This is a genomic window from Halorarius halobius (genome assembly GCF_024298865.1).
In the GTDB taxonomy this organism is placed as follows: domain Archaea; phylum Halobacteriota; class Halobacteria; order Halobacteriales; family Haloarculaceae; genus Halorarius; species Halorarius halobius.
The window spans coordinates 2,081,814-2,102,879 of the sequence record NZ_CP101161.1 but is presented as its reverse complement, the minus strand read 5'-3'; the positions used below and the strand labels follow the sequence as shown (position 1 = coordinate 2,102,879).

Below are 21,066 nucleotides of genomic sequence, written 5' to 3'. Positions count from 1 at the left end.
GGTGCCTTGGACGTGCCGGCCCGCGCCGGCCACAAGCCACTACACCGACCCCTCCGAATGGGCGGTCCATGAGCGACGAGTCGGGGCCGTCGCGGCGGACGCTGTTGAAGGCCGGGGGCGCAGTCGCCGGCGTCGGCGCGGTCGGACTCCTCGGCGCGGAGGTGTACGAGGAGGCGACCGCACCCCCGCCCGACACCGCCGCGGGCGAGTACGACCCCGCGGCACTGGCCGAGCAGTTCGCCCCCGACCTCCAGTTCGGCGCCTACGAGAAGTGGTTCCCGACCGACCCCCGTCCCTACGCCGAACAGCGCGACGGCGAGCGGGTCGTCGACGGGTTCGCCGCGCTGAACGGCTACTCGGGAGCGTATCTGGAGACGGGCGAGCCGCCGGCGCCGACGGTGTTCTACAACGTCGTCGAGGTGACGCCCGCGCTGGTGGCAGTCCAGTACTGGTTCTACTACGCGTTCGACCAGTTCACCGTCAACTTCCACTGGCACGACTGGGAGGTGTTGCAGGTGTTCGTCGACACCGACGACCGGACGCCCGTCCTGCTGTCGGCGAGTTCCCACTCGCGGAAGGTGCCGAACAACGAGTTCCTCGACCCCGGCGACGGCGACACCGTCGCGGTGCTGTCGGAGACGGGGTCGCACTCGTCGGCCACGAACGTCAACGAGGAGGAGCGGACGTTCCAGCGGCTGAGCGTCGACGGCGTGGATGCGGACGTGACGAACGACCTCGTCGAGGCCGCCTCGACCGTCGGGGAGTTCCCGCTCGCGTACGGCCTGCCGCGCGACGAGGGAGGACGGCTCCCGTTCGTGATGCCCGAACTCGACGGGATGCCGCTGTACGACCACCCCGACGTCGAGGTGGGCCGGGAGGCGTTCGTCGCGCCGGAGGCCACCGTCCGCTCGCTGACCGACCTCGCGCGACCGCCGGGCGACATCCCCGAGCGCGAACCGGGCGCGACGTGGGTGTTCGAGGGGAGCGACCGCACCGGCGACGTGGCGTACGCGCTCGAACCGACGACCGAGGTGGAGGACATCGACGCGTTCGCGGGGCCGCAGTTGAGCTTCGAGTTCGCCGTCCCCGGCTTCGTCGAGGACCGGGTCGCCAGCCACATCACCACCACGGAGACGCCGTGGACCCAGCCACGCTACGAGAACCCCCTCGCGGACGTGACCGACGCGAGCCACCGCGAGGCGCTCGCGGACCGGTACGGACTCGACATCTCCGGTGGGTTCGCCGACGCGGTCGTCGGCCGCGTCGAGGAACTCGTCGGCGGCACCGACGGCCGCCTCCGGGGTGCCGACGGCTCGGACGATACCGTCGCCGGGGCCGCGAGCGTCTCGCTGTCGGCCACCGAGACGGAGGCGCTCTGTCTGCTGGAGAGCCCCGACCCGACGGCCGTGCCGACGGCGCGTGGCGTGTTCGGGCTCGTCGACGTGGCCGAGCAGGACCACCGGCTGACGGTGAACGGCCCCGGCTACGCGCCGCGCTCCGAGCGGTTCCCGGTCGGCGGCGACGACCCCGTGCAGGCGGGCGTCGAGGGGAACGTCACGCTCGTCCGCAACGACGCGGCGGTGAAAGTGCGGGCTGACCCCGGCGACACCGAGGTGGCGCGGACGCGACTGACCGACGACTTCGCCGGCCGCATCTACGACGCGACACCGCCGACCGACGGCGAGTTCGCCGTCTACGTTCACCGAGAGGGGAGCTACAGCCTCGAACTCGAGGACGAGGCGGGCGACACGGGCGCGTACCGAGTCGATCCCGACGAGAGCGACGAGCAGGTGACCGTCGAGGTGGAGACGGGACAGGCGTCGCTGGCGTCGTATCTGGTCGACTATCTCGCGGAGTCGGCGCGGCTGGCACGCGAGTTCGAGTCCGAGGAGAGCGACGACGAAGACGAGGACGGGGACCGCGGGGGGCGGAGCCGCGAGAGCGTCGCGGCGAAGTTCGACTCCGCGAAGGGAGCCGCGGAACGGGCCGCCGAGTTCGCCAGCGAGGGGGACCGGAAGCAGGCGAACGAGCAGTTATCGACGGTCGTGGAGCGGTTGAACACGGTCGTCGAGTTCCTGCAGGACGACGCGACCTTCTCGGCGGCCGTCGTCGACCTCCTGACGGAGCGGGCCGAACACGCCCGCGAGAAGGCGCGGGCGGCGATGCGCTAGAACGCCCGCAGCGCCTCAAGCGCGTCGGCCGCGGCACCGCTCTCGATGGCCTCGCGGGCGCGTTCGAGGCCGGCGTCGAGCGTCTCGCAGTCCTCTCGGGCGTAGATGCGGAACGCGGCGTTGAGCGCGACGGCGTCGGCGAACTGGTCGTCGCGCTCGCCGGTCACCACCGCCTCGGTGATGTCGGCGGAGTCGGCGGCCACGTCCTCGACGGCGAGGTCGTCTTCCTCGAAGTCCATCCCGTAATCGGGCGTCTCGATGGTGAAGTCCTCGACCTCTCCACCCTGGTCCCACTCGGCGACGGTCGTGGAGCCGGGGCGGATGTCGTCGTACCCCTCCATCCCCTGGAACATGATGACGCGGTCGACCGCCGCGGTCTCGGCGTTCTGGAACGTCTCGATGACCCGCACCGCGTACGGCAGGTGGTAGAAGGAGCCGAGATGCGTCGACGCGTTCGCCGGGTTGGCGAGCGTCTCGATGGTGTTGACGAACGTGCGGACGCCCATCATGTCGCGGCGCTCGGCGAGCGCGTCGACCGCGGGCGCGAAGTTCGGCTGGTAGTAGAAGCCGAACCCGACCTCGTCGGTCATCGCCGCCGACTCCTCGGGGTGGAGGTCGGTCTCGACGCCGAGGTCGTCGAGGACGTGCTTGTAGGCGTCCTGTTTCTGGGTGGGGACCCGGTCACCCGAGTGGGCGACGACGGGCGTGCCCGCGGCGGCCGCGACGAGCCCCGCACCGACCCCGAGGATGGCCGTCCGGCCCTTGCCGTCGTAGTTGGCGCCGCAGTCGACCGGGTCACAGTCGGGGGCGTACGCCTCGACGCCCTCGGCGATGACGTCGACGTACGCGCCGAGTTCCTCGGGCGCGTTGCGCTTCCAGCGGTTCGCCAGCCAGAACGCGCCAAGCGTCGTGTGGTCGGGTTCGCCGTCGAGGATGCGACGCATGGCGTCGGTCGCCTGCTCGCGGGTCATGTCGTCCGCGGACTTGTGGCCGGAGCCGACCACCTCGGTCATCAGCCGCTTCAGCGGCCAGTCGCCGTGTTCGCTCATGTCCGAACGTGAGGCCGCGGGCGACTAAAACCGTCTCATTCCGGCCGACCACACCCGCCCTTCATCCGGCTGGCGGCCGACCCGCCGGGTATGGACCTTCTCCCGCTGGCGCCGGAGACGCCTCACTTCAGGGCGGCGACCGACCTCTACGGCGAGGTGCAGGGCGGCGACCCCGGAGCGTCCCGGGACCGGTTCGAGCGGGACGCCGGCCGGCGGGACTACCGCGGGTTCGTCGGCGTCGAGGACGGCCGTGTCGTCGGCTACGTCTACGGCCACGCCTCACAGGTGGGCCAACCGTACCACGACCAGCTCCGGGAGACGCTACCCGCGGACGTGTACGAGCAGTGGCTCCCCGGCGGGTTCGAACTCGCGGAGCTCGGGGTCGCGGACGACCGCCGCCGGGAGGGGCTGGGGAGCGAACTGCTCGGCGAACTGCTCGGCGGCGTCGACCGGGGGCGGGCCGTGCTCACGACCGCGGCGGACGCGACCGCCGCCCGCGCGTTCTACGAGCACCACGACTGGACGCAGGTCCACGGCCCGTTCGACGTCGACGACGCCGAGGTGACGCTGTACGGCCGCCGGCTTTAGGGCCAGTCCTCGTCCACGTCGACGAGGTCCGCCGACACCGACCACAGGCGTTCGGCGTTCGCGTCCGACCGAGCCTCCCGCGAAGGAGTGCGCCGCCGCTGTTTGTCGAAGTACGCGCCCGTCACCCCCTCGACGTCGTCGGAGGCCGCGAGGTACGCCAGCGCCGCGCCGCCGTCCTCGACGGTGTCGCTGACGCCGGGCACGAGGTCGAGACTCTCCCACGCCAGCGACGCGGGGAACGGCAACTCGCGGCCGACGCCGCTCCCGGGGACGATGCCCGGGTGGAAGCAGGTCGCCGTCGGGCCGTCGAGCCGGTCCGCGAGTTCCCGCGTGAACAGCACGTTCGCCAGTTTCGAGTCGGAGTAGGCCGCGAAGCCGGCCATCCCGGTCATCCCCGTGACGCCCGTCGCGGTCCCGAGTTTGTTGAGCGGCGCGAACTCGGTTCGGCCGACGATGCCGAACTCGCCGGTGCGTCCCGCCTCGGCCAGCAACTCGAAGTCGATGTCGCCGTTCCGGTGGGCGATGGAGGCGGTGGTGACGACGCGGCCGTCGTCGGCGAGCACGTCGACGAGTTCGTGGGTCAGCAGGTAGCCCGCGAGATGGTTGACCGCGATAGTGAGTTCGTACCCCTGCTCGCTCTCGCGGCGCTCCGAGACGGTCAGCCCCGCGTTGTTACAGAGCGCGTCGAGTCCGTCGGCCGTCTCCCGAACCTCGGCGGCCAGCGCCCGCACCGACTCGAGGTCCGCGAAGTCGGCGGCGTGAAACGACGCCTCGCCGCCCGCCCGTTCGACCTGTTCGACCGTCTCCGCGCCCGCCTCGGCGTCGCGGCCGTGGACGAGCACGCGCCAGCCACGCTCCCCGAGCCGGCGGGCCGCGTCCCGCCCGATGCCGCTCGTCGCGCCCGTGATGAGTGCCGTCTTCATGCCCGGTGACAGGTCGGGCGCGGGCTTGACCGTTGGGCCGTCAATGCGCGGGTCGAGGGGAGTCAGGGCCAGTCCGGGTCCACGCCGACGAGGTCGGCCGACACGTCCCACAGGCGCTCGCGGAGCGCCCTGTCCTCGGCCCGCGAGTCCGGAGTCGTCCGCTCGCGGCCCGCGAAGTACGCGCCCGTGACGCCGGCCACCTCGTCGCTGTCGGTGAGATACACCAGCCCGTCGGCCCCCTCGCTCGTCGAGGTGCCGACGAACGGGACGCGGGCGGCCAGCCACGTCCCCGCCCGCACGGGGAGCGACGCGTCGCGATAGAGCCCGGTGTCGGGGACGAACCCCGGGTGGTAGGCGGTGGCCGTCACCGCCTCGGGGTCGAGCCTGTCGGCGAGTTCGACCGCGAACAGCACGTTCGCCAGTTTCGACCGGGCGTACGCGTCGAGCGCGTCGTACTCATCGACCGAGAGGTCGTCGGGGTCGACGTCGCCCCGGTAGTGGACGCCGCTGGCGGTGACGACCACGCGGGCCGGCGCCGACTCGCGCAACAGGGGGAGCAACTCGTGGGTCAGCAGGTACGGCGCGAGGTGGTTGACCGCGAGCGTCGACTCGACGCCTTCGACCTCCCGGTACTCGCCCGCCGACAGCGCCGCGTTGTTGACGAGCGCGTCCAGCCGCGGCTCCTCGCGGACGCGGGCCGCGAGCCCACGCACCGCGTCGAAGTCGGCGAAGTCGGCGCGGTGGAACGCGGCCTCGCCGCCCGCCGACTCGATGGCGTCGACCACCTGCGCGCCGCGGTCGCGGTTCCGGCCGTGGACGAGCACGCGCCAGCCACGCGCGCCGAGGCGTTCGGCGGCGACGCGGCCGATGCCGCTGGTCGCGCCCGTGACGAGGACGGTTCGGGTCACGGGCCGACTGGGAGCGCCGACGGCAAGAAGCTACGCCAGCGTCGGCGGTTCGTACGGCGCGAGGCCGAAGTACGTCACGACCGTCGCACCGAGCCCCGCGACCGTGACCAGAAGCGCGAGCGTCCCCCCGACGACGGGGACGGCGTTCAGCGCCGCCAGGCCGCCGAGATACAGCAGGGTGCCCAGCGCCGCCGCGAGCGCGGGTCGGTCGCCCGGGAGCCACGGGCGGAGGCCCGCGCCGACGAGGTGACCGTACGCGACGGCGGTGTAGCCGACGACTGCCATCCCCGCCAGCAGACCGAGGAGGGCGACCGGCAGGAGGACGACGGTGAACGCCATCGCCACGAACACCGCCAGCAGGAGGCTGGTGGCGAGGCTCCCGACGGTCGCACAGACCACCGGGTGCGAGCGGGCGGCGTCACCGACCGTCGCCGGAAGCCGTGGTGCACGCCGGGCGAACAGCGCGGCGACGGCCGCCAACGCGAGCGCCACGAGACCGCCGCCGACCGGGTTCGAGGTACGCTGGACCTCCGGGACGCCCGTCGTCCGCCGACCGCGGACGGTCGCACCCTGCTCGACGACCGCCCCGTTCCCGAAGTCGTCGAGGTTCCCACCCACGACGGCCGTGGATTCGAGGACGGCGCGGCCGTCGAGCACCGACACGTCGCCGGTCACCGTGCCCGCGACCCGGACGGTGCCGCCGGCGACGAACACCGACGAGACGGTGCCGTCCGCGGGGACGGTCGCGGTGCCGCCGACCACGACGAGCGCGTCCGCCACCTCGTAGGAGTGGTCGCCGTCGAGGACCACGGACATCGTCGACACGTCAGCGCCCGACCCCGCCGCCAGCAGGAGCGCGGCGACGACCAGAAACAGGACGACGGGCGTCACCTCCATGCGACCACCTCCCCGCCGACGGCGCGGACCGCGTGACGGACGTACAGCATGACGAGCGCCGCGAGAAACAGCAACAGCGCCAGCGCGTTCACGTAATCGAAGTGCTCGGGGACGGAGACGCCCTGCCCCTTCAGATACAGCGCCGTGGCCGTCGAGAGGAAGGTGGCGAGCCACGCGGCGCCGACGCCGACGGCCGCGCGGGTGCCGACGCCGTCGGGCGTCGCGGTGTCGGGCCACAGCGCGAAGTTCAGCGTCGTGTAGACGGAGACGGCGACGGCGTAGAACAGCGGCCCCGCGAGGCCGTCGCCCGCCAGCGGCCCCTGGAGGAAACCGACGACGTACAGCAGATGCGTGACCGCGAACACGGCGAACGTCCAGACGAACAGCCACTCCTCGGTGAAGTTGCGGTACAGCACGCCGGCCATCCCCGCGCCGACGAGGTGGACGGCGGCGATGGTCGCGTGGACCGAGAGGTCCGGCGACTGCCAGGACGCCTCGACGAGCGCCGGCTCCTCGACGATGCGCAGGAAGCCGAAACTGTCGACGAAGAACACGCCGAACAGCAGGACGAGAAACGAGAGAAAGCGGACGCTCGTCAGGGGAAGCGATTCGCCGTCGCGGGTGAACCGCCCTTCGGCGTAGGGTTGGCCGCGGGCCGCGAGGTCGTTGACGAAGCCGAGTTTCCCGAACGCCGCGGCCCCGAGCAGGGGGAGCGCCGGGAGCATGGCGACGACCATCACCGTACTGAACGCCGCGATGCGCCACTCCAGCGGATAGAGCGCGGCGGCGAAAAACGCCGCGCCGGCGGCCGCCGCGGCCGCGTACCCCCGGTCGGGCACGGGGACGAAATCGACCATCAGGCTGAACGCCACCGGCACCGCGAGGCCGATGGTGACGCCACAGACCGCCAGCCACGCGAGGAAGGCGGGGACGGTGCGGATGTGTGGCGCGACCAGCGCGATGACGAACTGGACGGCCACGACCCCGAACGTGAGCCGAAGGCGGGCGAACAGGTCGCGGCTGGCGCCCGAGCGGTCCATCCAGACGCCGGCCGCGAGCGCGACGCCCGCGGTGGCGAGCGCGAGGCCGGCCATCGCCACCGACACCGCTGGCCGCGAGAGGCCGACCAGCCGCGTGCCCACGTCGAGGACGCCCAGCTGGACGAACGTGACGTTGTAGTAGTAGCCGCCGGCCATGAGACCGACGTAGAGGAGGTAGCCCGCGACGGCGGCCCAGTCGCCCTCGCGGCAGAACGCGACGAACTGCATCGGTCGACGTGTCGACGCACGGGCACAAAAAGCCACGCCGGGCGCCGTCGACCGCGAGCGAAAGCGATACCCCCCGGCGGTCCGTACTCCGGGTGATGACTGCCACGGGCGACTGGCGGACGGGGCTGGACGACGCCGACGCCGCGCTCATCGACGACTACCAGAGCGGCTTTCCGGTCGAGCGGCGGCCGTTCCGCGCCGTGGGGGAGGCGCTCGGCACCGACGAGCGGGAGGCGCTGGAGCGGGTCGAGCGGCTCCGCGACCGGGGCGTGTTCCGGCGGTTCGGGGCCGTCCTCAACCCGCCGGTCATCGGCTCCTCGACGCTGGCGGCCGTGCAGGCGCCCGACGACCGGTTCGACGAGATAGCCGACGTGATAAACGGCTACCGGCAGGTGAACCACAACTACCGGCGCGACCACCCGTGGAACATGTGGTTCGTCGTCACCGCCGCCAGCCGCGAGACGCGCGACCGCATCCTCGCGGACATCGAGGAGCGGACGGGCCGTGAGGTGCTGAACCTCCCGATGCTGACGGACTACTACATCGACCTGGAGTTCCCCGTCGTGAACGACGACCGGTTCGCGCGGGAGACGCGAGCGGAGCGAGCGTCTCCGAACGAGCGAGCGGGGAGTGAAACGACCCGCGAGCCGCGCGAGTCGGTCGCCGAGACGGCGGTGTCCGCGACCCGCATCTCGGAGACGGCGACGGCGGACCTCTCGGAGCTCGACCGCCGGCTGTTGCTCGAGATACAGGAAGGATTCCCGCTCACGCTCACGCCGTACGCGGACGTGGCCGACGCGGTAGATGCCCCCGTCGAGGAGGTGCTGGCGGCCGTCGAACGCCTGCTCGAGTCCGGCTGTATCAAGCGCGTCGGCTGTGTCGTCAACCACGTCGTCACCGGGTTCGACGCCAACTGCATGGTGGTGTGGGACGTGCCCGACGACGAACTCGACGCCCGCGGCGAACGGGTGGGAAGCCTCCCGTACGTCACGCTCTGTTACCACCGGCCCCGCCGCCCGGAGCAGGGCTGGGAGTACAACCTGTTCACGATGGTCCACGGCCGCGACCCCGACGCGGTCGATTCGGTGATAGACGAACTCGCCACCGACCACCTCCCCGTCGAGCACGAACGGCTCTACTCGACGGAGACGCTGAAGCAGACCGGCGCGCAGTACGAGGACCTGCTGTAACCCGGCCCCGGAACCCTTACGCCCGCGCCACCGCTTTCTCCGCACATGAAGTGGAAGCTGTTCGCCAACCTCGCCGAGACGGCGGGGACCAAGGAAGTCGAGGTGGAAGCCGGGCCGGGCGACACGTTCCGTGAGGCGTTCGACCAACTGCTCGATACCCACCCCGAACTCCAGTCCGAGGTGCTCGACGAGGAGGGCGAACTCCGGGACCACATCCGCGTGCTCCGCAACGACCACAACCCCTTCGTGACGGACGACGGCTACGACACTCGACTGGAGGACGGCGACGAACTCGCGCTGTTCCCGCCGGTCTCCGGCGGGTGAGAAAGCACTTGTAGGGCCGCCCGCAACGCCCGCCCGATGCCCTCCAGACGTAGACTCCTCGCCGCGACCGGCACGGTCGGTCTCGCGGGACTCGCAGGCTGTTCGGCGCTGGCCGGGATGCCCGACGGCATCCGGTTCGCCGTCGGGACGCCGGAACCGACGCCCGCGGCGACCGAGACCGCGACCGACACCCCCGCGACGGTCGGCGACGACTCGCCCGAGCGCGACCAGCAGGTCATCGCGTACACGGACCTCGCCGACCACGAGAAGCAACTGGTCGAGAAGGGACTCGACGGCGGCCACATTACCTGCGAGGATGTGCCCGAGTCGGCCAACGACTTCTCCGACCGGTTGGAGACGCAGTACGTCTACCTCGAGTACGAGGGCGACCGCTACGGCGTCTACCTCGCCATCACCGACGTGGTGTACGCGAGCACGACCGACCCGCCCGAAGGCGACTGCGGGTGGCTGTCGTAGTCAGTCCCCGGTGAGGTCACGCGCCAGCACGAAGTCCGGGTCGTCAGAGAAGCCGACGCGGGCGCGTGCCACGTCGGAGACGTGACGGACGGACTCCGGAATCAGCACGCGCGTCCCGACGGCATCAAGCGCCGCGGCGTCGCGTGCGATGGCCGCGAACAGCGAGCGTACGCTCTCCACGTCGGCCCACGCCCCGACGCCGTACTCGGCGTACGTCTCGTCGTCGTACGTCGCTGTCCGCGTCCGGTACGACATCGCCCGCGTCCCCTCGTCGGTGGTGACGGCGAAGACGCGTTCGTCGTCGGCCGCGCGCGCGAGCCGTTCGCGGGTCAACTCGGCGACGGCGTACGTCTCGTCGAGGTCGAGCGTCAGCCCGCGGAGCAGGCGGTTCGCCCGACTCGACTGGAAACAGGACCACGCGGCCGTCGGGTCGTCGGTGACCGACAGGTCGGGCTCGGCGTCGGGGTCCGGCTCCGGTTCGGCCCACCGGAACTCCGTGGCCGGCTGGAAGCCGACGGCTCGCGACTGACCGAGCCCAGCCTGATTCCACGAGAACACCATGTTCCGGCAGACGGTGGCGCCCTGCTCGCGGGCCCACTCGAAGACGGCCTTCGAGAGCCGCGGCGAGACGCGCTGACCCCGGTAGTCGGGGTTGACGCGCATCCCCTGGGCCCACGCCTCGTGGGGCGTCAGGTGGACGCCCTGGCAGATACCCGCGACGTCCTCGGCCACGTCGAGCACGAACGTCTCCGAATCGGGCGCATCTATCCAGTCGTGGTACACCCGGGGGATGTAGTCGGTGCCCTCGCGGTCGGGCCAGGTCCCCTCGGTGAACGCGGCGACCGCCTCGTAGTCGTCGTGGGTCGCGGGGCGGACGGTGAGGTCGCTCATCACTGCCAGGGGGTCGACCGCTCCTGTATCTCGCCCGCGAGGTCGGTCCGCATCGTCTCGGCGACCGACTCGCTGTTGGCAAGCGCCCACATCAGTTTGACGTAGGCCGTGCCCGGGAGGACGTCCTCGCCCTCGACGACGCCCGCGTCCAGCAGGTCTCGGCCCGTGTCGTACACGCGGTCACAGACCCGCCCCTCGAGACACTGCGAGGTCATCACGACCCGCGTGCCGTCGTCGACCATCGACTCGATGGTCGGAATCAGGTCGGTGTGGACGTGCCCGAGGCCGGTCCCCTCGAGGACGACGCCCGACTTCCCCGACAGGGCGTCGAGCATCGCGGGGTCCATGCCGGGCGTAAACTTCAGCAGCTCCACCTCGCTGTCGAGGTCGGGGTCAATGTCCAGTTCCGTTGCGTCCCGCTCGCGGTAGTCGCGGCGGAACTCGACGGTTTCGGCGTCGTAGTCGACGGTACCGAGCGGCTTCGCGCCGACCGTCTCGAAGGCGTCACGGCGGGAGGTGTGGTTCTTGCGGACGCGAGTGCCGCGGTGGAGCACACACCGGTCGTCGCTCTCGGAGGCGTGCATGCAGACCATGACCTCCGCACAGTCGCTCTTCGCGGCCTCGACGGCACACACCGCGTTCATGACGTTGTCCGAGGATGGGCGGTCCGCCGAGCGCTGGCTCCCCGTGAACACCACCGGCACCGGCAGGTCAAGCATGAACGCGAGCGCGCTCGCGGTGTACTGCATCGTGTCGGTGCCGTGCATCACGACGACGCCGTCGGCCCCGGCCTGAATCTCCTCGTGGACGGCCTCGGCTAGCTCTTGCCAGATGGAGGTGTCCATGTTCTCCGAGAGGATGTTGGCGACGACGCGGCCCCGGTAGTTCGCCCGGCCCGCGAGGTCCGGCACCGCCCGCAGGACGTCCTCGGCGGTGAACTGGGCGGTGACCGCACCCGTCCGGTAGTCGACGGTGGAGGCGATGGTGCCGCCGGTCGAGATGAGCGACACCGTCGGCAACTCATCGTCGAACTCGATTTCGGACGTCTCCTCCGTGTCGCTCGCGCTCTCGACGTCGTACACGTCCGACTCCAGTACGTCCACGTCGGCGTTCGCGCGGTCCACGCCGACGTTGTAGCCGCCGTCGAGTTTGACGACGAGGTGGTCGGCGCTCGTCGAGGGCATCAACACGCCCTCGTAGGTCACGTCGCCGCGCGCGACGCGCACCCGGTCTCCGGCATTCATGGCTAGCGATTCCGCGCGGCCGGACTTGAATCCACTCGTTCGTCCGGAATCGGCGCCCGGACGGCACGTTGCGCCCACCGTAGAGAGCCCATAACGATACCCATCCGGGCTGTCGGGTCAGCTACTGCTGTGGGCGGACGGCCCCGGAACTCCGGTCGGCCGGCCCGACCGCGGCAGGGACTGCCATCGTTCATCTGGTCGACCGGGGCGTCGCGCGCTCCTCGACGCGCGGCGGCCCGCGGCGACCTGTAGCGACGAAAGGCCGATAGTCCCGGCCACCGAAAGAGGCGTATGTCCTCCACCGACGAACTGCTCGCCGACCTCGACGGCGACGCCGACGCCGACGAGTCGGCCGCCCGCGAGTCGAGCGACGACTCCGGCGGCCGCATCCAGCGCGCCAAGGCACGCGTCGCGTCGCCGTTCGAGGGGCTGTTCTCCCTGCGTGGGTTCCTGCTGGCGCTCGCGCTGTCGGTGGTCGGGATGCTCGCGGCGGGCGTCGTCCCCCTGCTCCCGAGCGGCGTCGCGGCGCTCGTCGGCGTGTTCGCCGCCGGCTTCCTGCTGGGGCTGGTCCGGTCGCGCCGCTCGTATCTGGAGGTCGCACTCGCGGGCGCCGGAACCGCGGCGGTGGCGACGCTGGTCGACTACCTGTTGCTCGCCGCGCTCGGCGGGTTCGGCGTCCCGCTGGCGGCTATCACGGGCGGGGCCGGCCTGCTCGCAGGCGTCGGCGGCCACTACTTCGGCCGGGACCTCCGTGACGGGCTGACCCGCGACCTCTAGGCCTCGAGCGTCCAGTCGCCGTCCCGGTGGGTCACGACGCCGACCGCCTCCAGGCTACGGAGCGCCTCCGCGACCATCTCGGGGCTGGCGTCGACACGGCGGGCGATACGGCGCTCGTCGCTGGCGCCGTTGGCCAGCGCCGACAGCACCTCCGCGTAAAACCGGCCGTCGGCGTCGCCGAACTGCTCGGAGAGGCGGTCCATCACCTCGGTCAAGCGCCCTTGCACCCAGCGTTGCGCCATCGACAGTTCGTTCTCCAGCCCCTCCAGCCGTTCGAGTTCGGCCGTCAACTCGCCCAGCTCCTCGCCGTCGCCATCGCCGTCGGACTCGGTGCTCCGGTCGACGTCGATGGAGAGGTACCGACAGCCGGTGATGTCCAGCGACGGCGACGCCGAGTACGCCGACTTGGTGCCGAACTCGTACGGGGAGACGTTCACCTCCAGCCGGAGGTTGCGCGCGATGGAGAAGTACTTGCGCCGCTGGTCGTCGACCCGCGACTCCACGAGACCGGCGTCCTCCAGTTTCCGCAGATGGTCGATGACGGCTTTCGGGCTGACGCCGAGATACTCGGATATCTCCGTCACGTAGCAGGGCCGCCGGGCGAGCAACCGGAGGATGCGCCGCCGGTTCTCGTTTCCCAGCAGGTCCAGCAACGCGGCGGAGTCCATGTTCACCTTACGTTACCGGCCGAGACGTAAAAGCACACCCCCCACCGGAACGGTCGCCTCAGCCGTCGGTCGCGTCGCCGTCCTCGCTCGGGTCGTCGTCGCTCGGAGCGTCACCGTCGTCGGACCGTCCGGGGTCGTCCGGTCCACCGTCCCCCTGGTCCGCGTCGCCGCCGGAGCCGGCTCCACGGGCGCCGTCGTCAGCACCCTCGGAGCTGTCGGCACCGGGGCCACCGGTCGCGTTGCTCGCCGCTCCGCCGCTTGATCCCGGTGCGTCGGTGCCGTCCTCGCCGGCGTCGGTCTCGTTCCCGGCGCCGTCACCGTCCTCGGAGCCGGGCCGACCGCGGTCCTCGGGTGGGCCGCGGGCCGCGGCGCCGACGAGGCCGCCGGCGAGTTCGGCCACCTCCCGGCCGCCCAACTCAGAGGCGTTGCGCCGGAGCTCACCGAGGACACGGGCATCGACGCCGGCCTCGGCGGCGGCCTCGTCGGTCGTGTTGATGGACTCCCGGAGCGACTCGATGCGGGCGGTGAGCCGCGCGGCCTTCGCCTGCCGGGCCACGGGCGGGAGGTCGGAGTCGTTCAGCAGTTCCGCGCGCTGTTCGCGGAGGCTGTCGAGCCGCGTCTCCAGGGTGCCGGCCCGGCGCTGGACCAGCCTGTCGCGGCGCTCGGCGGAACTGTTCTCGAACGCCGCGGCGAACATCCCGTCGTCGACTTCGCCCTCGGCGTCGGCCGCGCTGGCCTGCATGAACGAGGAGATGGAGCCGCCGAGGCTACTGTTCGAGGCGTTCGTGCCGTTGGGAGGGGCGGCACTCGTGCCCGCCGTCGCCGGCACGGCCGCGGCCGGCACCGACGCGAGCACGACGGCCGCCGCCACGAGAAGCACGGCGGGTCCGAGTCGGTGGGTCATCAGCCGTCAGTAGCGCCCACCACCTCATAAACCGTCCTCGTCGTTCGGTCCGTTCACCACCTTTCAGACCGTTCAAACCGGTCTAAGCGGTGGTTAAACGCCGCCTACGCTCACAGCGACAGCGGCGTCCAACTGCCGCCGGCCGGGAGGCCGTTCGTCCGGAACTCCGGCCCCTCCACCGACTCCCGGAGTTGCACGCGGGCGTCGAACGCGTCCGCGAGCATCCCGACCGTCTGCTCGTTGCAGGCGGCCGTATCGAGCGTGCAGACGCCGAGGTAGCCGGCGTGCTCGATGCGGTCCATCAGCGTCCGGAGGAACTTGTAGACGCTCCCGCGGTCGAGGTGGTCGAGCAGTTCCGTCACCGACAGCAGACCGACGCGCAGGCCGGCGGTGTCCATCGTGACGTACTGCTCGACGCTCCGGCTGAACGCCGACCCGATGCCCGAGAGGTCGGTCGGCGAGTCGACCGCACGGACGCGCTCGCCGTCGCTCCCGAACCCGGTGGCGTCGACGACGCGGAGCCGCTCGTCGTCGGTGCCGCCGACGCCCTCGTAGGCGGCGGTCAGCGGCATCGCTCCCGTGTCGGTGCCGACGATGACCACCCCGTCGGTTCGGCGCTGGCCGGCCGCGAGGAACTCCAGCGCCACCTCCCGTTTGTTCGCGTCGGGCGGACCCGTCACCAGCAGACGCGTCCCCGCGTCGAGATACCGGACGTCGTCGAGTGGCACCGCTGGGCCGAGGTCGTACGTGTCAGCCATCCTCCTCGGGTGAGTCGGCTCCGGTCTCTATCTCGCGGAGCGTGGCGACGAAGCCGGCGTCCTCCTCGGCCGAGGCGTCGTCCAGCCTGTCGTCCAGTTCGTCGAGACGCTCCTGGAGACGCTGGAACTCCGCGCTGTCGGCCAGTTCCTCGTCGGATTTGTGGGCCTCCAGCGTCTCCTTCTTCTCCAAGAGCGTCGTGTACTCGTCGAGGACGTCCTCGTAGGTGGACTGCGACCGCAGGTCGGCCAGCGTCTCCCGGAGTTCTGCCTCCGCGACCGGCTTCGTCACGTACGCGTCGAACCCCATCTCGATGATGTCGAAGTCCGGTTCGACGGCCGTCACCATCGCGTACTGGCAGTCGAGGTCGCGGTCGCGCAGTTCCGCGAGCGTCTCCCTGCCCGACAGCCCCGGCATCATCCGGTCGAGCAGGGCGATGTCCGGCGACCCGTCCATCCCGTCGACCAGCGACAGCGCCTCCTCGCCGTCGGTCGCCGTCGACACCTCGTAGTCGCCGTAGAGCCACAGTTCGTACGTTTCGCGGATTTTCTCCTCGTCTTCCACCACCAGGACGTGCGGTTTCGCGCCCCCGTCTGCGGCCATACGCGCGTGTGCTCACCCGGCACGTAAATATCGGACGGCCCAGCGGTTCACGCCGGCGGACCGGCGTCGGGCCGACGGAACCGGAGCACGAACACCGCCCCCTCGGGGTGGTTGTCCTCGACCCAGACGCTCCCGCCGAACGCGTCGAGCATCGCGTCGACGAAGAACAGCCCGAACCCGGAGCCGGTGCCGTCCTCGTGGAGGCCGGTCTCGTCGCGCCGGAAGATGGTCTCCTTCAGGTCGTCGTCGACGCCGGGGCCGTTGTCCGCGATTCGGAGGTCGACGTACCGGTCGTGGCGCTCGGTCGTCACGTCGATTTCGGCCGTCTCCTCGTCGTTGTGCTCGACGGCGTTCGACAGCACGTTGCCGACCACGTCTCGGAGCGTGTCGTCGGCCAGTACCTCCATTTCGGGCACCGCGACCGAGAGGTCGACGCCCTCGTACGTCGTCCGGAGCGTCTCGGCGTTGACGGCGACGGCCTCGTCGAGACGCACGGGTTCGACGTCGCGTTCGCGGCCGCTGAGCGCGTCCAGCAGGGCGCGGGTCCGCTCGACCTGCTCGGAGATGTCGTCGCTCTGGGCGACGATGGTGTCGGCGAACTCCGCGGGACGGCCGTCGACGTTGTCGCCGATGAACTTTGCGCGCGAGCGGACGATCATCGTTCGGTTGAGGATGTCGTGCCGGAGGATGCTGTTCAGCAACTCGAACTGGTCGCGCGTGGAGGCGGCGGCCTCCGCGTCGCGTTGCGACCGGGCGTACAGCACGCCCATCAGCAGGCCCGCCAGCGCCCCCGCGCCGGCGATGGCGAACACCGCGTAGCGGGCCTCCCCGACGGTGCGCCCCTCCGCCCACCGGACGAACAGCGTGAGGACGGTGACGCTCCCGAACAGCGTCGTGCCGCCGACGGCCGCAAGCGAGACGCGCCAGCGTCCGGCGGCGTCGAACTCGCTGTCCAGGAGCCACGCCGCGGCCCACGCGACGATGAACGCCGGCACGTACCCCTGCGAGGCCGCGATTATCGGCGGGAGAGCGACCCGAAGGTTCGACAACTCGACGAGGAAGTTGTAGGTAGTGAACCCCGCCAGCGCGACGGCCACCCCCGCCAGCACGACCGACGGGAGCAGGTCGCTGGCCGCGACCCGTTCGGCGACGCCCCGGCCCGGCCACTCCTCGTCGGCGACCGCACCCTCCGTCTGGGTTCCCATCACCGCGAACGACTCGGGCCGAAGCCTTACCTCCTGTGGCCCCGGCCCCGCACGGCGGCCGGAGCCGGCACCTCCGGCGGTGGAACTGCCCGACGACATAAGGGTTGGCGGGAAAGCTTATGTGTGTTAACGTGTGACATCCGACTGTAGATGTTCGCACCGTTCTCGAAGGCGTACTACCTGGGTCGGCTGTACGTCGAACCGCACGATGGCGAGCAGGCCGCCATCCACAGCAGTCACCACGAAGAGGTCAACGAGCAGCTGTACGCCACCGGCGAGGGCGTAGAGCGGCTCGACCTCCCGCTCGTGATGAAGGTCGGCGCGACACACCTGTCGGTGACGGGCGACGAGGCGGTGCCCGAGCGGACGCTCGCAGTGCCCGAGGACCGGCTGGACGCGGCGGGCGTCGACAACCCGCCGACCCTGCGTGAGGTGCTCCTGGCCAAGCGGGACGTGGCCGCGGAGTTCCTGTCGGCCGAGGGGCCGCTCGCCTGACCTTTTTACCGTGGGCCGCCGTCGTTCGCGCCGATGCTCGACGACCTGCTGGGCCGCACCGAACTGAAGGAGCGCATCGAGGAACTCGAGGAGGAGAAGCGCCACCTCGAGCGCGAGCGCGACGCCGAGAGCGAGCGCCGCCGCGAAGCCGTCGCGGCCAGGCAGGAGGCCGAACAGCGGGTCAACCGGCTGGAGGACCGCATCGCGGACCTCGAAGGACAACTCGACGACGGCGACGACGGCGCTGACCTCCAGTTCCGCCGCCGGGAGCGGGTTCGTGGCGACCGACTCGACGAGGTGCTGGCGCGTCTCGACAGCGTCGCCACCGACGCCGAGGGCGCGCTCACCGCCGTCGTCACCGACGAGCGCGACCTGCCCGACGCCGTCGAGCGGGCGTTCGGCGACCGGGCGGCGCTCGTGCGCCGGGCCGCACCCTGTGTCGCGTACGCCGACGACGCGGGGCTGGTGAGCGTCGCGTGCCGGCCGCCGGTCGTCCCCGAGGCGTTCAGCGACTGGAGCGACGGGTTCCGCGTCGAGGCGTCGTGGTTCCGGCCCACCGGCCGGTTCGGGTTCGCGCTGGTGCGGTCGGACACGTTCGCGCTCGGCGTCTACGAGGGGCGCGAGCGCGAGTCCCTGCGGGGGTTTACGACCGACGTGAAGAGCAACCACTCGAAGGGCGGGTTCTCGCAGGGCCGATTCGAGCGCATCCGCGAGGGGCAGATACGCGACCACATGAAGCGGTGTCACGAAGCCATCGACGAGGCGGGCGTCGACCGCCTGTACGTGGCGGGGGAGTCCACGCTACTCGACGAGTTCGACGCGGACGCGACGGCCAGCGTCGACGCGACGGGCGACCCAGACGAGGCCATCGACGACGCGTTCCACGACTTCTGGACGACGCGGCTGTACGGCGTCTGAGTTTATGGGCCTCGGCGCCAACCACCGACCATGACCCGCCGCGTGGCCCTGCTCGCACACGAGGGGTTCCCGGACCGCGCGAAGACCGCCGTCGGCGTCCTCCGGTACGCCGACTACGAGACGGTGGCCGTCCTCGACCGCGAGATAGCCGAGGCCGACCCCGACGCCCGCGTGCGCGACTACCTCGACGACGTGCCCGACGCGCCCATCGTCGGGCGGGCCGCCGACGCGCCCGAGTTCGACGCGCTGGTCGTCGGCGTCGCTCCCATCGGGGGCGGCCTCGACGCCTCGTGGCGGCCGGACCTCCGGTACGCGCTGGAGTCGGGCGCGGACCTCGTCTCCGGGCTCCACTACTTCCTCTCCGAGGACGAGCAACTGGCCGCGCTCGCGGCCGAGCACGACTGCGACATCTGGGACGTGCGCCGGCCGCCCGACGACCTGACCGTCGCTGAGGGGGTGGCGCGTGACCTCGACAGTGAGGTCGTCCTCACGGTCGGCACCGACTGCTCGACTGGGAAGATGACGACGACGCGCGAACTGTACGAGGAAGCCGTCGACCGCGGGGTGGACGCCGCGTTCGTCCCGACGGGACAGACCGGCATCGTCATCGAGAACTGGGGCATCCCCGTCGACCGCACCGTCTCGGACTTCACGGCGGGCGCCGTCGAGCGGATGCTCCGCGAGCGGGCCGACCACGACTACCTGTTCGTCGAGGGGCAAGGCTCCATCACCCACCCCGCGTACTCGGCGGTGACGTGTGGCATCCTCCACGGCGCCGCGCCCGACGCGCTGGTGCTGTGTCACGCCGCGGGCCGCGAGTCCATCCACAGCTACGAGTCGTACGCGATTCCGCCGGCCTCGCGGGTCGCCAACCTCTACGAGGACCTCGCCGAGGCCGTGTCGCCGACGGAGGTGGTCGCGGGCGCGCTCAACACCCACGGGCTGGACGAGAGCGCCGCACGAGAGGCGCTCGACGACTACGAGGCGCAACTCCGCGTGCCGGTGGCCGACCCGATTCGGCAGGGGCCCGGGGACCTGCTGGAGGCGGTGCTGGAATGAACGCCAGCGTCGAGCGCGTCGAGATGCCGCTCGCGGAGCCGTTCGAGATAGCTCGCGGCGTCCAGACCGACGCGGAAAACGTCGTCGTCGAACTCGAGTACGACGGGACGACCGGCGTGGGCGCGGCGGCGCCATCGAGCCACTACGGCGAGACCGCCGCGACCGTCGAGGCGGTCCTCCCCGACCTGCTCGACGTGCTCCCGGAGGACCCCCACGCGCTCGATGCCGCCCACGCCGAGATGGACCGCGCAGTCGGGCGGAATCCGGCGGCGAAAGCCGCCGTCGACGTCGCGCTCCACGACCTCCTCGGGAAACTGCACGACCTCCCGCTGTACCGGTATCTCGGATTCGACGCGAGCGCGACGCCCGTCTCGTCGTTCACGGTCGGACTCGCGGAGACCGACGAGATGCGCCGGAAGGCCCGCGAGGCCGTCGCCGCCGGCCACGAGGTGCTGAAGGTGAAACTCGGCACCGACCGGGACCGCGAGATAGTCGGGGCGGTACGCGAGGCCGCGCCGGACGCGCGGCTCCGAGTCGATGCCAACGAGGCGTGGACGCCCAAACAGGCGGTCTCGATGTGTGAGTTCCTCGACGGCCGCGTCGAGTTCGTCGAGCAACCGGTGTCGGCCGAGAGCCCCGAAACGCTCCGGTACGTGTACGAGCGGTCGCCGGTCCCCATCGCGGTCGACGAGTCGCTGGTCGACCCGACGGACGTGCCGCAGGTCGCCGACCGGGCCGACATCGCCACGGTGAAACTGATGAAATGTGGGGGCGTCCGCCCGGCAATCGAGACGTTCCACGCCGCCCGCGCGCACGGCCTGGAGACGATGCTCGGCTGTATGATAGAGACGAACGCCGCCATCGCGGCGGCCGTCCACCTCGCGCCGCTGGTCGACTACGCGGACCTCGACGGCTCGCTGTTGCTGGCCGACGGTGCGGACCCGTTCGAGGGGCCGCCCGTCCCCTCGCTTGACCTCTCGGGCGTCGCTCGGGGCACCGGTGCGACCCGGCGCTGAGTCGGCGTACCCTCGACGGAACGGGTTATCCCCCTCGGATGCGAACTGTCCACATGGACGACACCGCGACCACGAGCCACGTGACCCCCGAGGCGGTGCTAGCGGCGTTCGACGACGCCGCGGTCGGCGAGCCGTTGACGTCACGCGAGGTGGCCGAGGCGGTCGGCTGTAGCCGGCGCACGGCGTACAACAAACTCCGGAGGCTGGCCTCGCGTGGCGACCTCGGGACGAAGAAGGTCGGGGCCCGGGCGCGCGTCTGGTGGCACGACCCCTCGATGTCGGGGGGTTCGCCCCGCTCGCGGGCCGACGACGTGGTGCCGGCGTCGGTGGACGCGCCGACGCACCGCGTCGAGGTGGACTTCAGTTCAGAGCGTCTCGGCGTGGTGTTCGGTCTCGGAACGCCGCCCCCGGCACGGATTCGCTTCGACGTGGCACAGGACGTTCCGCTCCCCGGCAGACGACGGCTCCAGTACTACACCGTGACCGGAATCGGTCCCCGAGAGCTGACTGCGGCGTTCGAGGCGTTCCCGTCCATCGAGAGCGTCCGCCTGCTGAGTACGGTGGGTGGGGTCAGCCGGGTGGAGATACTGGTCACGGCGGACTCGGTGACGGAAGCCATCAGGGGCTACGACGGCCGGATCACCGGCGGCGTCGTCGACGCCGACGAGTACCGCATCACCGCACGGTTCCCGGCGGGGACCGACACGGCCGCCGTAGCCGCGGCGTCCGGGGGGT

At 71.3% G+C, this 21,066-nt stretch carries 22 protein-coding genes and 1 pseudogene; 11 read left to right on the top strand and 12 right to left on the bottom strand.

Translation table 11 applies throughout. The features are described from left to right. Positions 1-68 precede the first annotated feature (68 nt). A complete protein-coding gene (locus tag NL112_RS11045) occupies positions 69-2,171 on the top strand; it encodes a hypothetical protein (RefSeq protein ID WP_255148891.1) in 2,103 nt (700 codons plus the stop codon). Here NL112_RS11045 and NL112_RS11040 read toward each other — a convergent pair. Further along, a complete protein-coding gene (locus NL112_RS11040) occupies positions 2,168-3,220 on the bottom strand; it encodes an anthranilate phosphoribosyltransferase (RefSeq protein WP_255148890.1) in 1,053 nt (350 codons plus the stop codon). The genes NL112_RS11045 and NL112_RS11040 overlap by 4 nt on opposite strands. Before the next feature lie 90 nt (positions 3,221-3,310). Between NL112_RS11040 and NL112_RS11035 the strand changes: the two genes are divergently transcribed. After that, positions 3,311-3,808: a GNAT family N-acetyltransferase gene (locus NL112_RS11035; RefSeq protein ID WP_255148889.1), complete on the top strand. Its 498-nt coding sequence runs from the start codon at positions 3,311-3,313 to the stop codon at positions 3,806-3,808. Here the strand turns inward: NL112_RS11035 and NL112_RS11030 are convergent. From NL112_RS11030 to NL112_RS11015, 4 genes are all read right to left on the bottom strand, one after another. Next, entirely contained in the window at positions 3,805-4,731 is a 927-nt protein-coding gene (locus NL112_RS11030) for an SDR family NAD(P)-dependent oxidoreductase (RefSeq protein WP_255148888.1), read from the bottom strand. The genes NL112_RS11035 and NL112_RS11030 overlap by 4 nt on opposite strands. Before the next feature lie 62 nt (positions 4,732-4,793). Further along, positions 4,794-5,639 (bottom strand): SDR family NAD(P)-dependent oxidoreductase, encoded by an 846-nt coding sequence (locus NL112_RS11025; protein WP_255148887.1) that lies wholly within the window; start codon positions 5,637-5,639, stop codon positions 4,794-4,796. Between the two features lie 30 nt (positions 5,640-5,669). Then, on the bottom strand, positions 5,670-6,536 hold the full coding sequence (locus NL112_RS11020) for a bactofilin family protein (RefSeq protein WP_255148886.1): 867 nt from the start codon (positions 6,534-6,536) through the stop codon (positions 5,670-5,672). After that, positions 6,527-7,804, bottom strand: a complete 1,278-nt coding sequence (locus NL112_RS11015) for an MFS transporter (RefSeq protein WP_255148885.1) — start codon at positions 7,802-7,804, stop codon at positions 6,527-6,529. The genes NL112_RS11020 and NL112_RS11015 overlap by 10 nt, the downstream gene beginning before the upstream one ends. Before the next feature lie 95 nt (positions 7,805-7,899). Between NL112_RS11015 and ahbB the strand changes: the two genes are divergently transcribed. Genes ahbB through NL112_RS11000 form a run of 3 tightly spaced genes read left to right on the top strand, consistent with a single transcriptional unit; the run spans position 7,900 to position 9,795 of the window. Next, positions 7,900-8,994, top strand: coding sequence for a siroheme decarboxylase subunit beta (ahbB, locus tag NL112_RS11010; protein ID WP_434084184.1), 1,095 nt, complete (start codon positions 7,900-7,902; stop codon positions 8,992-8,994). Positions 8,995-9,039: 45 nt separating this feature from the next. Beyond that, a complete protein-coding gene (locus tag NL112_RS11005) occupies positions 9,040-9,318 on the top strand; it encodes a ubiquitin-like small modifier protein 1 (protein WP_255148883.1) in 279 nt (92 codons plus the stop codon). 36 nt (positions 9,319-9,354) lie between these two features. Next, positions 9,355-9,795 (top strand): hypothetical protein, encoded by a 441-nt coding sequence (locus tag NL112_RS11000; RefSeq protein ID WP_255148882.1) that lies wholly within the window; start codon positions 9,355-9,357, stop codon positions 9,793-9,795. On the opposite strand, the gene NL112_RS10995 is transcribed toward NL112_RS11000, so the two are convergent. Then, the gene (locus NL112_RS10995) at positions 9,796-10,686 is read right to left on the bottom strand and encodes a GNAT family N-acetyltransferase (protein ID WP_255148881.1); all 891 of its coding nucleotides are present in this window, start codon (positions 10,684-10,686) and stop codon (positions 9,796-9,798) included. After that, the gene (gatD, locus tag NL112_RS10990) at positions 10,686-11,930 is read right to left on the bottom strand and encodes a Glu-tRNA(Gln) amidotransferase subunit GatD (protein ID WP_255148880.1); all 1,245 of its coding nucleotides are present in this window, start codon (positions 11,928-11,930) and stop codon (positions 10,686-10,688) included. The genes NL112_RS10995 and gatD overlap by 1 nt, the downstream gene beginning before the upstream one ends. Before the next feature lie 291 nt (positions 11,931-12,221). On the opposite strand from gatD, the gene NL112_RS10985 reads away from it, so the two are divergent. Continuing rightward, positions 12,222-12,707 carry a DUF8526 domain-containing protein gene (locus NL112_RS10985; protein ID WP_255148879.1) on the top strand — a complete coding sequence of 162 codons (486 nt, stop codon included), beginning with the start codon at positions 12,222-12,224 and terminating at the stop codon, positions 12,705-12,707. Here NL112_RS10985 and NL112_RS10980 read toward each other — a convergent pair. From NL112_RS10980 to NL112_RS10960, 5 genes are all read right to left on the bottom strand, one after another. Beyond that, a complete protein-coding gene (locus NL112_RS10980; RefSeq protein WP_255148878.1) occupies positions 12,704-13,375 on the bottom strand; it encodes an ArsR/SmtB family transcription factor in 672 nt (223 codons plus the stop codon). The genes NL112_RS10985 and NL112_RS10980 overlap by 4 nt on opposite strands. A 58-nt stretch (positions 13,376-13,433) precedes the next feature. Beyond that, complete coding sequence (locus tag NL112_RS10975) at positions 13,434-14,279, bottom strand: hypothetical protein (RefSeq protein ID WP_255148877.1); 846 nt, start codon at positions 14,277-14,279, stop codon at positions 13,434-13,436. Positions 14,280-14,389: 110 nt separating this feature from the next. Beyond that, positions 14,390-15,037 (bottom strand): DUF7504 family protein, encoded by a 648-nt coding sequence (locus tag NL112_RS10970; RefSeq protein ID WP_255148876.1) that lies wholly within the window; start codon positions 15,035-15,037, stop codon positions 14,390-14,392. Continuing rightward, positions 15,030-15,638 carry a response regulator transcription factor gene (locus NL112_RS10965; protein WP_255148875.1) on the bottom strand — a complete coding sequence of 203 codons (609 nt, stop codon included), beginning with the start codon at positions 15,636-15,638 and terminating at the stop codon, positions 15,030-15,032. The genes NL112_RS10970 and NL112_RS10965 overlap by 8 nt, the downstream gene beginning before the upstream one ends. 47 nt (positions 15,639-15,685) lie before the next feature. Then, the gene (locus tag NL112_RS10960; RefSeq protein WP_286672163.1) at positions 15,686-16,843 is read right to left on the bottom strand and encodes a sensor histidine kinase; all 1,158 of its coding nucleotides are present in this window, start codon (positions 16,841-16,843) and stop codon (positions 15,686-15,688) included. Positions 16,844-16,993: 150 nt separating this feature from the next. Here NL112_RS10960 and NL112_RS10955 point away from each other — a divergent pair, with 150 nt between their 5' ends. From NL112_RS10955 to NL112_RS10935, 5 genes and pseudogenes are all read left to right on the top strand, one after another. Further along, positions 16,994-17,338 (top strand): DUF5802 family protein, encoded by a 345-nt coding sequence (locus NL112_RS10955; protein WP_255148874.1) that lies wholly within the window; start codon positions 16,994-16,996, stop codon positions 17,336-17,338. A gap of 33 nt (positions 17,339-17,371) precedes the next feature. Beyond that, positions 17,372-18,256 carry a Vms1/Ankzf1 family peptidyl-tRNA hydrolase gene (locus NL112_RS10950; protein WP_255148873.1) on the top strand — a complete coding sequence of 295 codons (885 nt, stop codon included), beginning with the start codon at positions 17,372-17,374 and terminating at the stop codon, positions 18,254-18,256. A 30-nt stretch (positions 18,257-18,286) separates the two neighbouring features. After that, positions 18,287-19,315: an N-acetyltransferase DgcN family protein gene (locus NL112_RS10945; protein WP_255148872.1), complete on the top strand. Its 1,029-nt coding sequence runs from the start codon at positions 18,287-18,289 to the stop codon at positions 19,313-19,315. Then, on the top strand, positions 19,312-20,331 hold the full coding sequence (locus NL112_RS10940; RefSeq protein WP_255148871.1) for a dipeptide epimerase: 1,020 nt from the start codon (positions 19,312-19,314) through the stop codon (positions 20,329-20,331). The genes NL112_RS10945 and NL112_RS10940 overlap by 4 nt, the downstream gene beginning before the upstream one ends. A 38-nt stretch (positions 20,332-20,369) precedes the next feature. Further along, positions 20,370-21,038, top strand: a pseudogene (locus NL112_RS10935) (bacterio-opsin activator domain-containing protein); the annotation flags it as partial. Positions 21,039-21,066: the final 28 nt, after the last annotated feature.

Bases quoted from the DNA above. Each gene is read 5' to 3' on its own strand.
- NL112_RS10970 (WP_255148876.1), bottom strand. From the start codon at position 15,037: ATGGCTGACACGTACGACCTCGGCCCAGCGGTGCCACTCGACGACGTC.
- NL112_RS10980 (WP_255148878.1), bottom strand. From the start codon at position 13,375: ATGGACTCCGCCGCGTTGCTGGACCTGCTGGGAAACGAGAACCGGCGG.
- NL112_RS11045 (WP_255148891.1), top strand. From the start codon at position 69: ATGAGCGACGAGTCGGGGCCGTCGCGGCGGACGCTGTTGAAGGCCGGG.
- gatD (WP_255148880.1), bottom strand. From the start codon at position 11,930: ATGAATGCCGGAGACCGGGTGCGCGTCGCGCGCGGCGACGTGACCTAC.
- NL112_RS10945 (WP_255148872.1), top strand. From the start codon at position 18,287: ATGACCCGCCGCGTGGCCCTGCTCGCACACGAGGGGTTCCCGGACCGC.
- NL112_RS10965 (WP_255148875.1), bottom strand. From the start codon at position 15,638: ATGGCCGCAGACGGGGGCGCGAAACCGCACGTCCTGGTGGTGGAAGAC.
- ahbB (WP_434084184.1), top strand. From the start codon at position 7,900: ATGACTGCCACGGGCGACTGGCGGACGGGGCTGGACGACGCCGACGCC.
- NL112_RS11030 (WP_255148888.1), bottom strand. From the start codon at position 4,731: ATGAAGACGGCACTCATCACGGGCGCGACGAGCGGCATCGGGCGGGAC.
- NL112_RS10985 (WP_255148879.1), top strand. From the start codon at position 12,222: ATGTCCTCCACCGACGAACTGCTCGCCGACCTCGACGGCGACGCCGAC.
- NL112_RS10940 (WP_255148871.1), top strand. From the start codon at position 19,312: ATGAACGCCAGCGTCGAGCGCGTCGAGATGCCGCTCGCGGAGCCGTTC.
- NL112_RS11040 (WP_255148890.1), bottom strand. From the start codon at position 3,220: ATGAGCGAACACGGCGACTGGCCGCTGAAGCGGCTGATGACCGAGGTG.
- NL112_RS11035 (WP_255148889.1), top strand. From the start codon at position 3,311: ATGGACCTTCTCCCGCTGGCGCCGGAGACGCCTCACTTCAGGGCGGCG.
- NL112_RS11005 (WP_255148883.1), top strand. From the start codon at position 9,040: ATGAAGTGGAAGCTGTTCGCCAACCTCGCCGAGACGGCGGGGACCAAG.
- NL112_RS11020 (WP_255148886.1), bottom strand. From the start codon at position 6,536: ATGGAGGTGACGCCCGTCGTCCTGTTTCTGGTCGTCGCCGCGCTCCTG.
- NL112_RS10995 (WP_255148881.1), bottom strand. From the start codon at position 10,686: ATGAGCGACCTCACCGTCCGCCCCGCGACCCACGACGACTACGAGGCG.
- NL112_RS10975 (WP_255148877.1), bottom strand. From the start codon at position 14,279: ATGACCCACCGACTCGGACCCGCCGTGCTTCTCGTGGCGGCGGCCGTC.
- NL112_RS10955 (WP_255148874.1), top strand. From the start codon at position 16,994: ATGTTCGCACCGTTCTCGAAGGCGTACTACCTGGGTCGGCTGTACGTC.
- NL112_RS10950 (WP_255148873.1), top strand. From the start codon at position 17,372: ATGCTCGACGACCTGCTGGGCCGCACCGAACTGAAGGAGCGCATCGAG.
- NL112_RS11000 (WP_255148882.1), top strand. From the start codon at position 9,355: ATGCCCTCCAGACGTAGACTCCTCGCCGCGACCGGCACGGTCGGTCTC.
- NL112_RS10960 (WP_286672163.1), bottom strand. From the start codon at position 16,843: ATGGGAACCCAGACGGAGGGTGCGGTCGCCGACGAGGAGTGGCCGGGC.
- NL112_RS11015 (WP_255148885.1), bottom strand. From the start codon at position 7,804: ATGCAGTTCGTCGCGTTCTGCCGCGAGGGCGACTGGGCCGCCGTCGCG.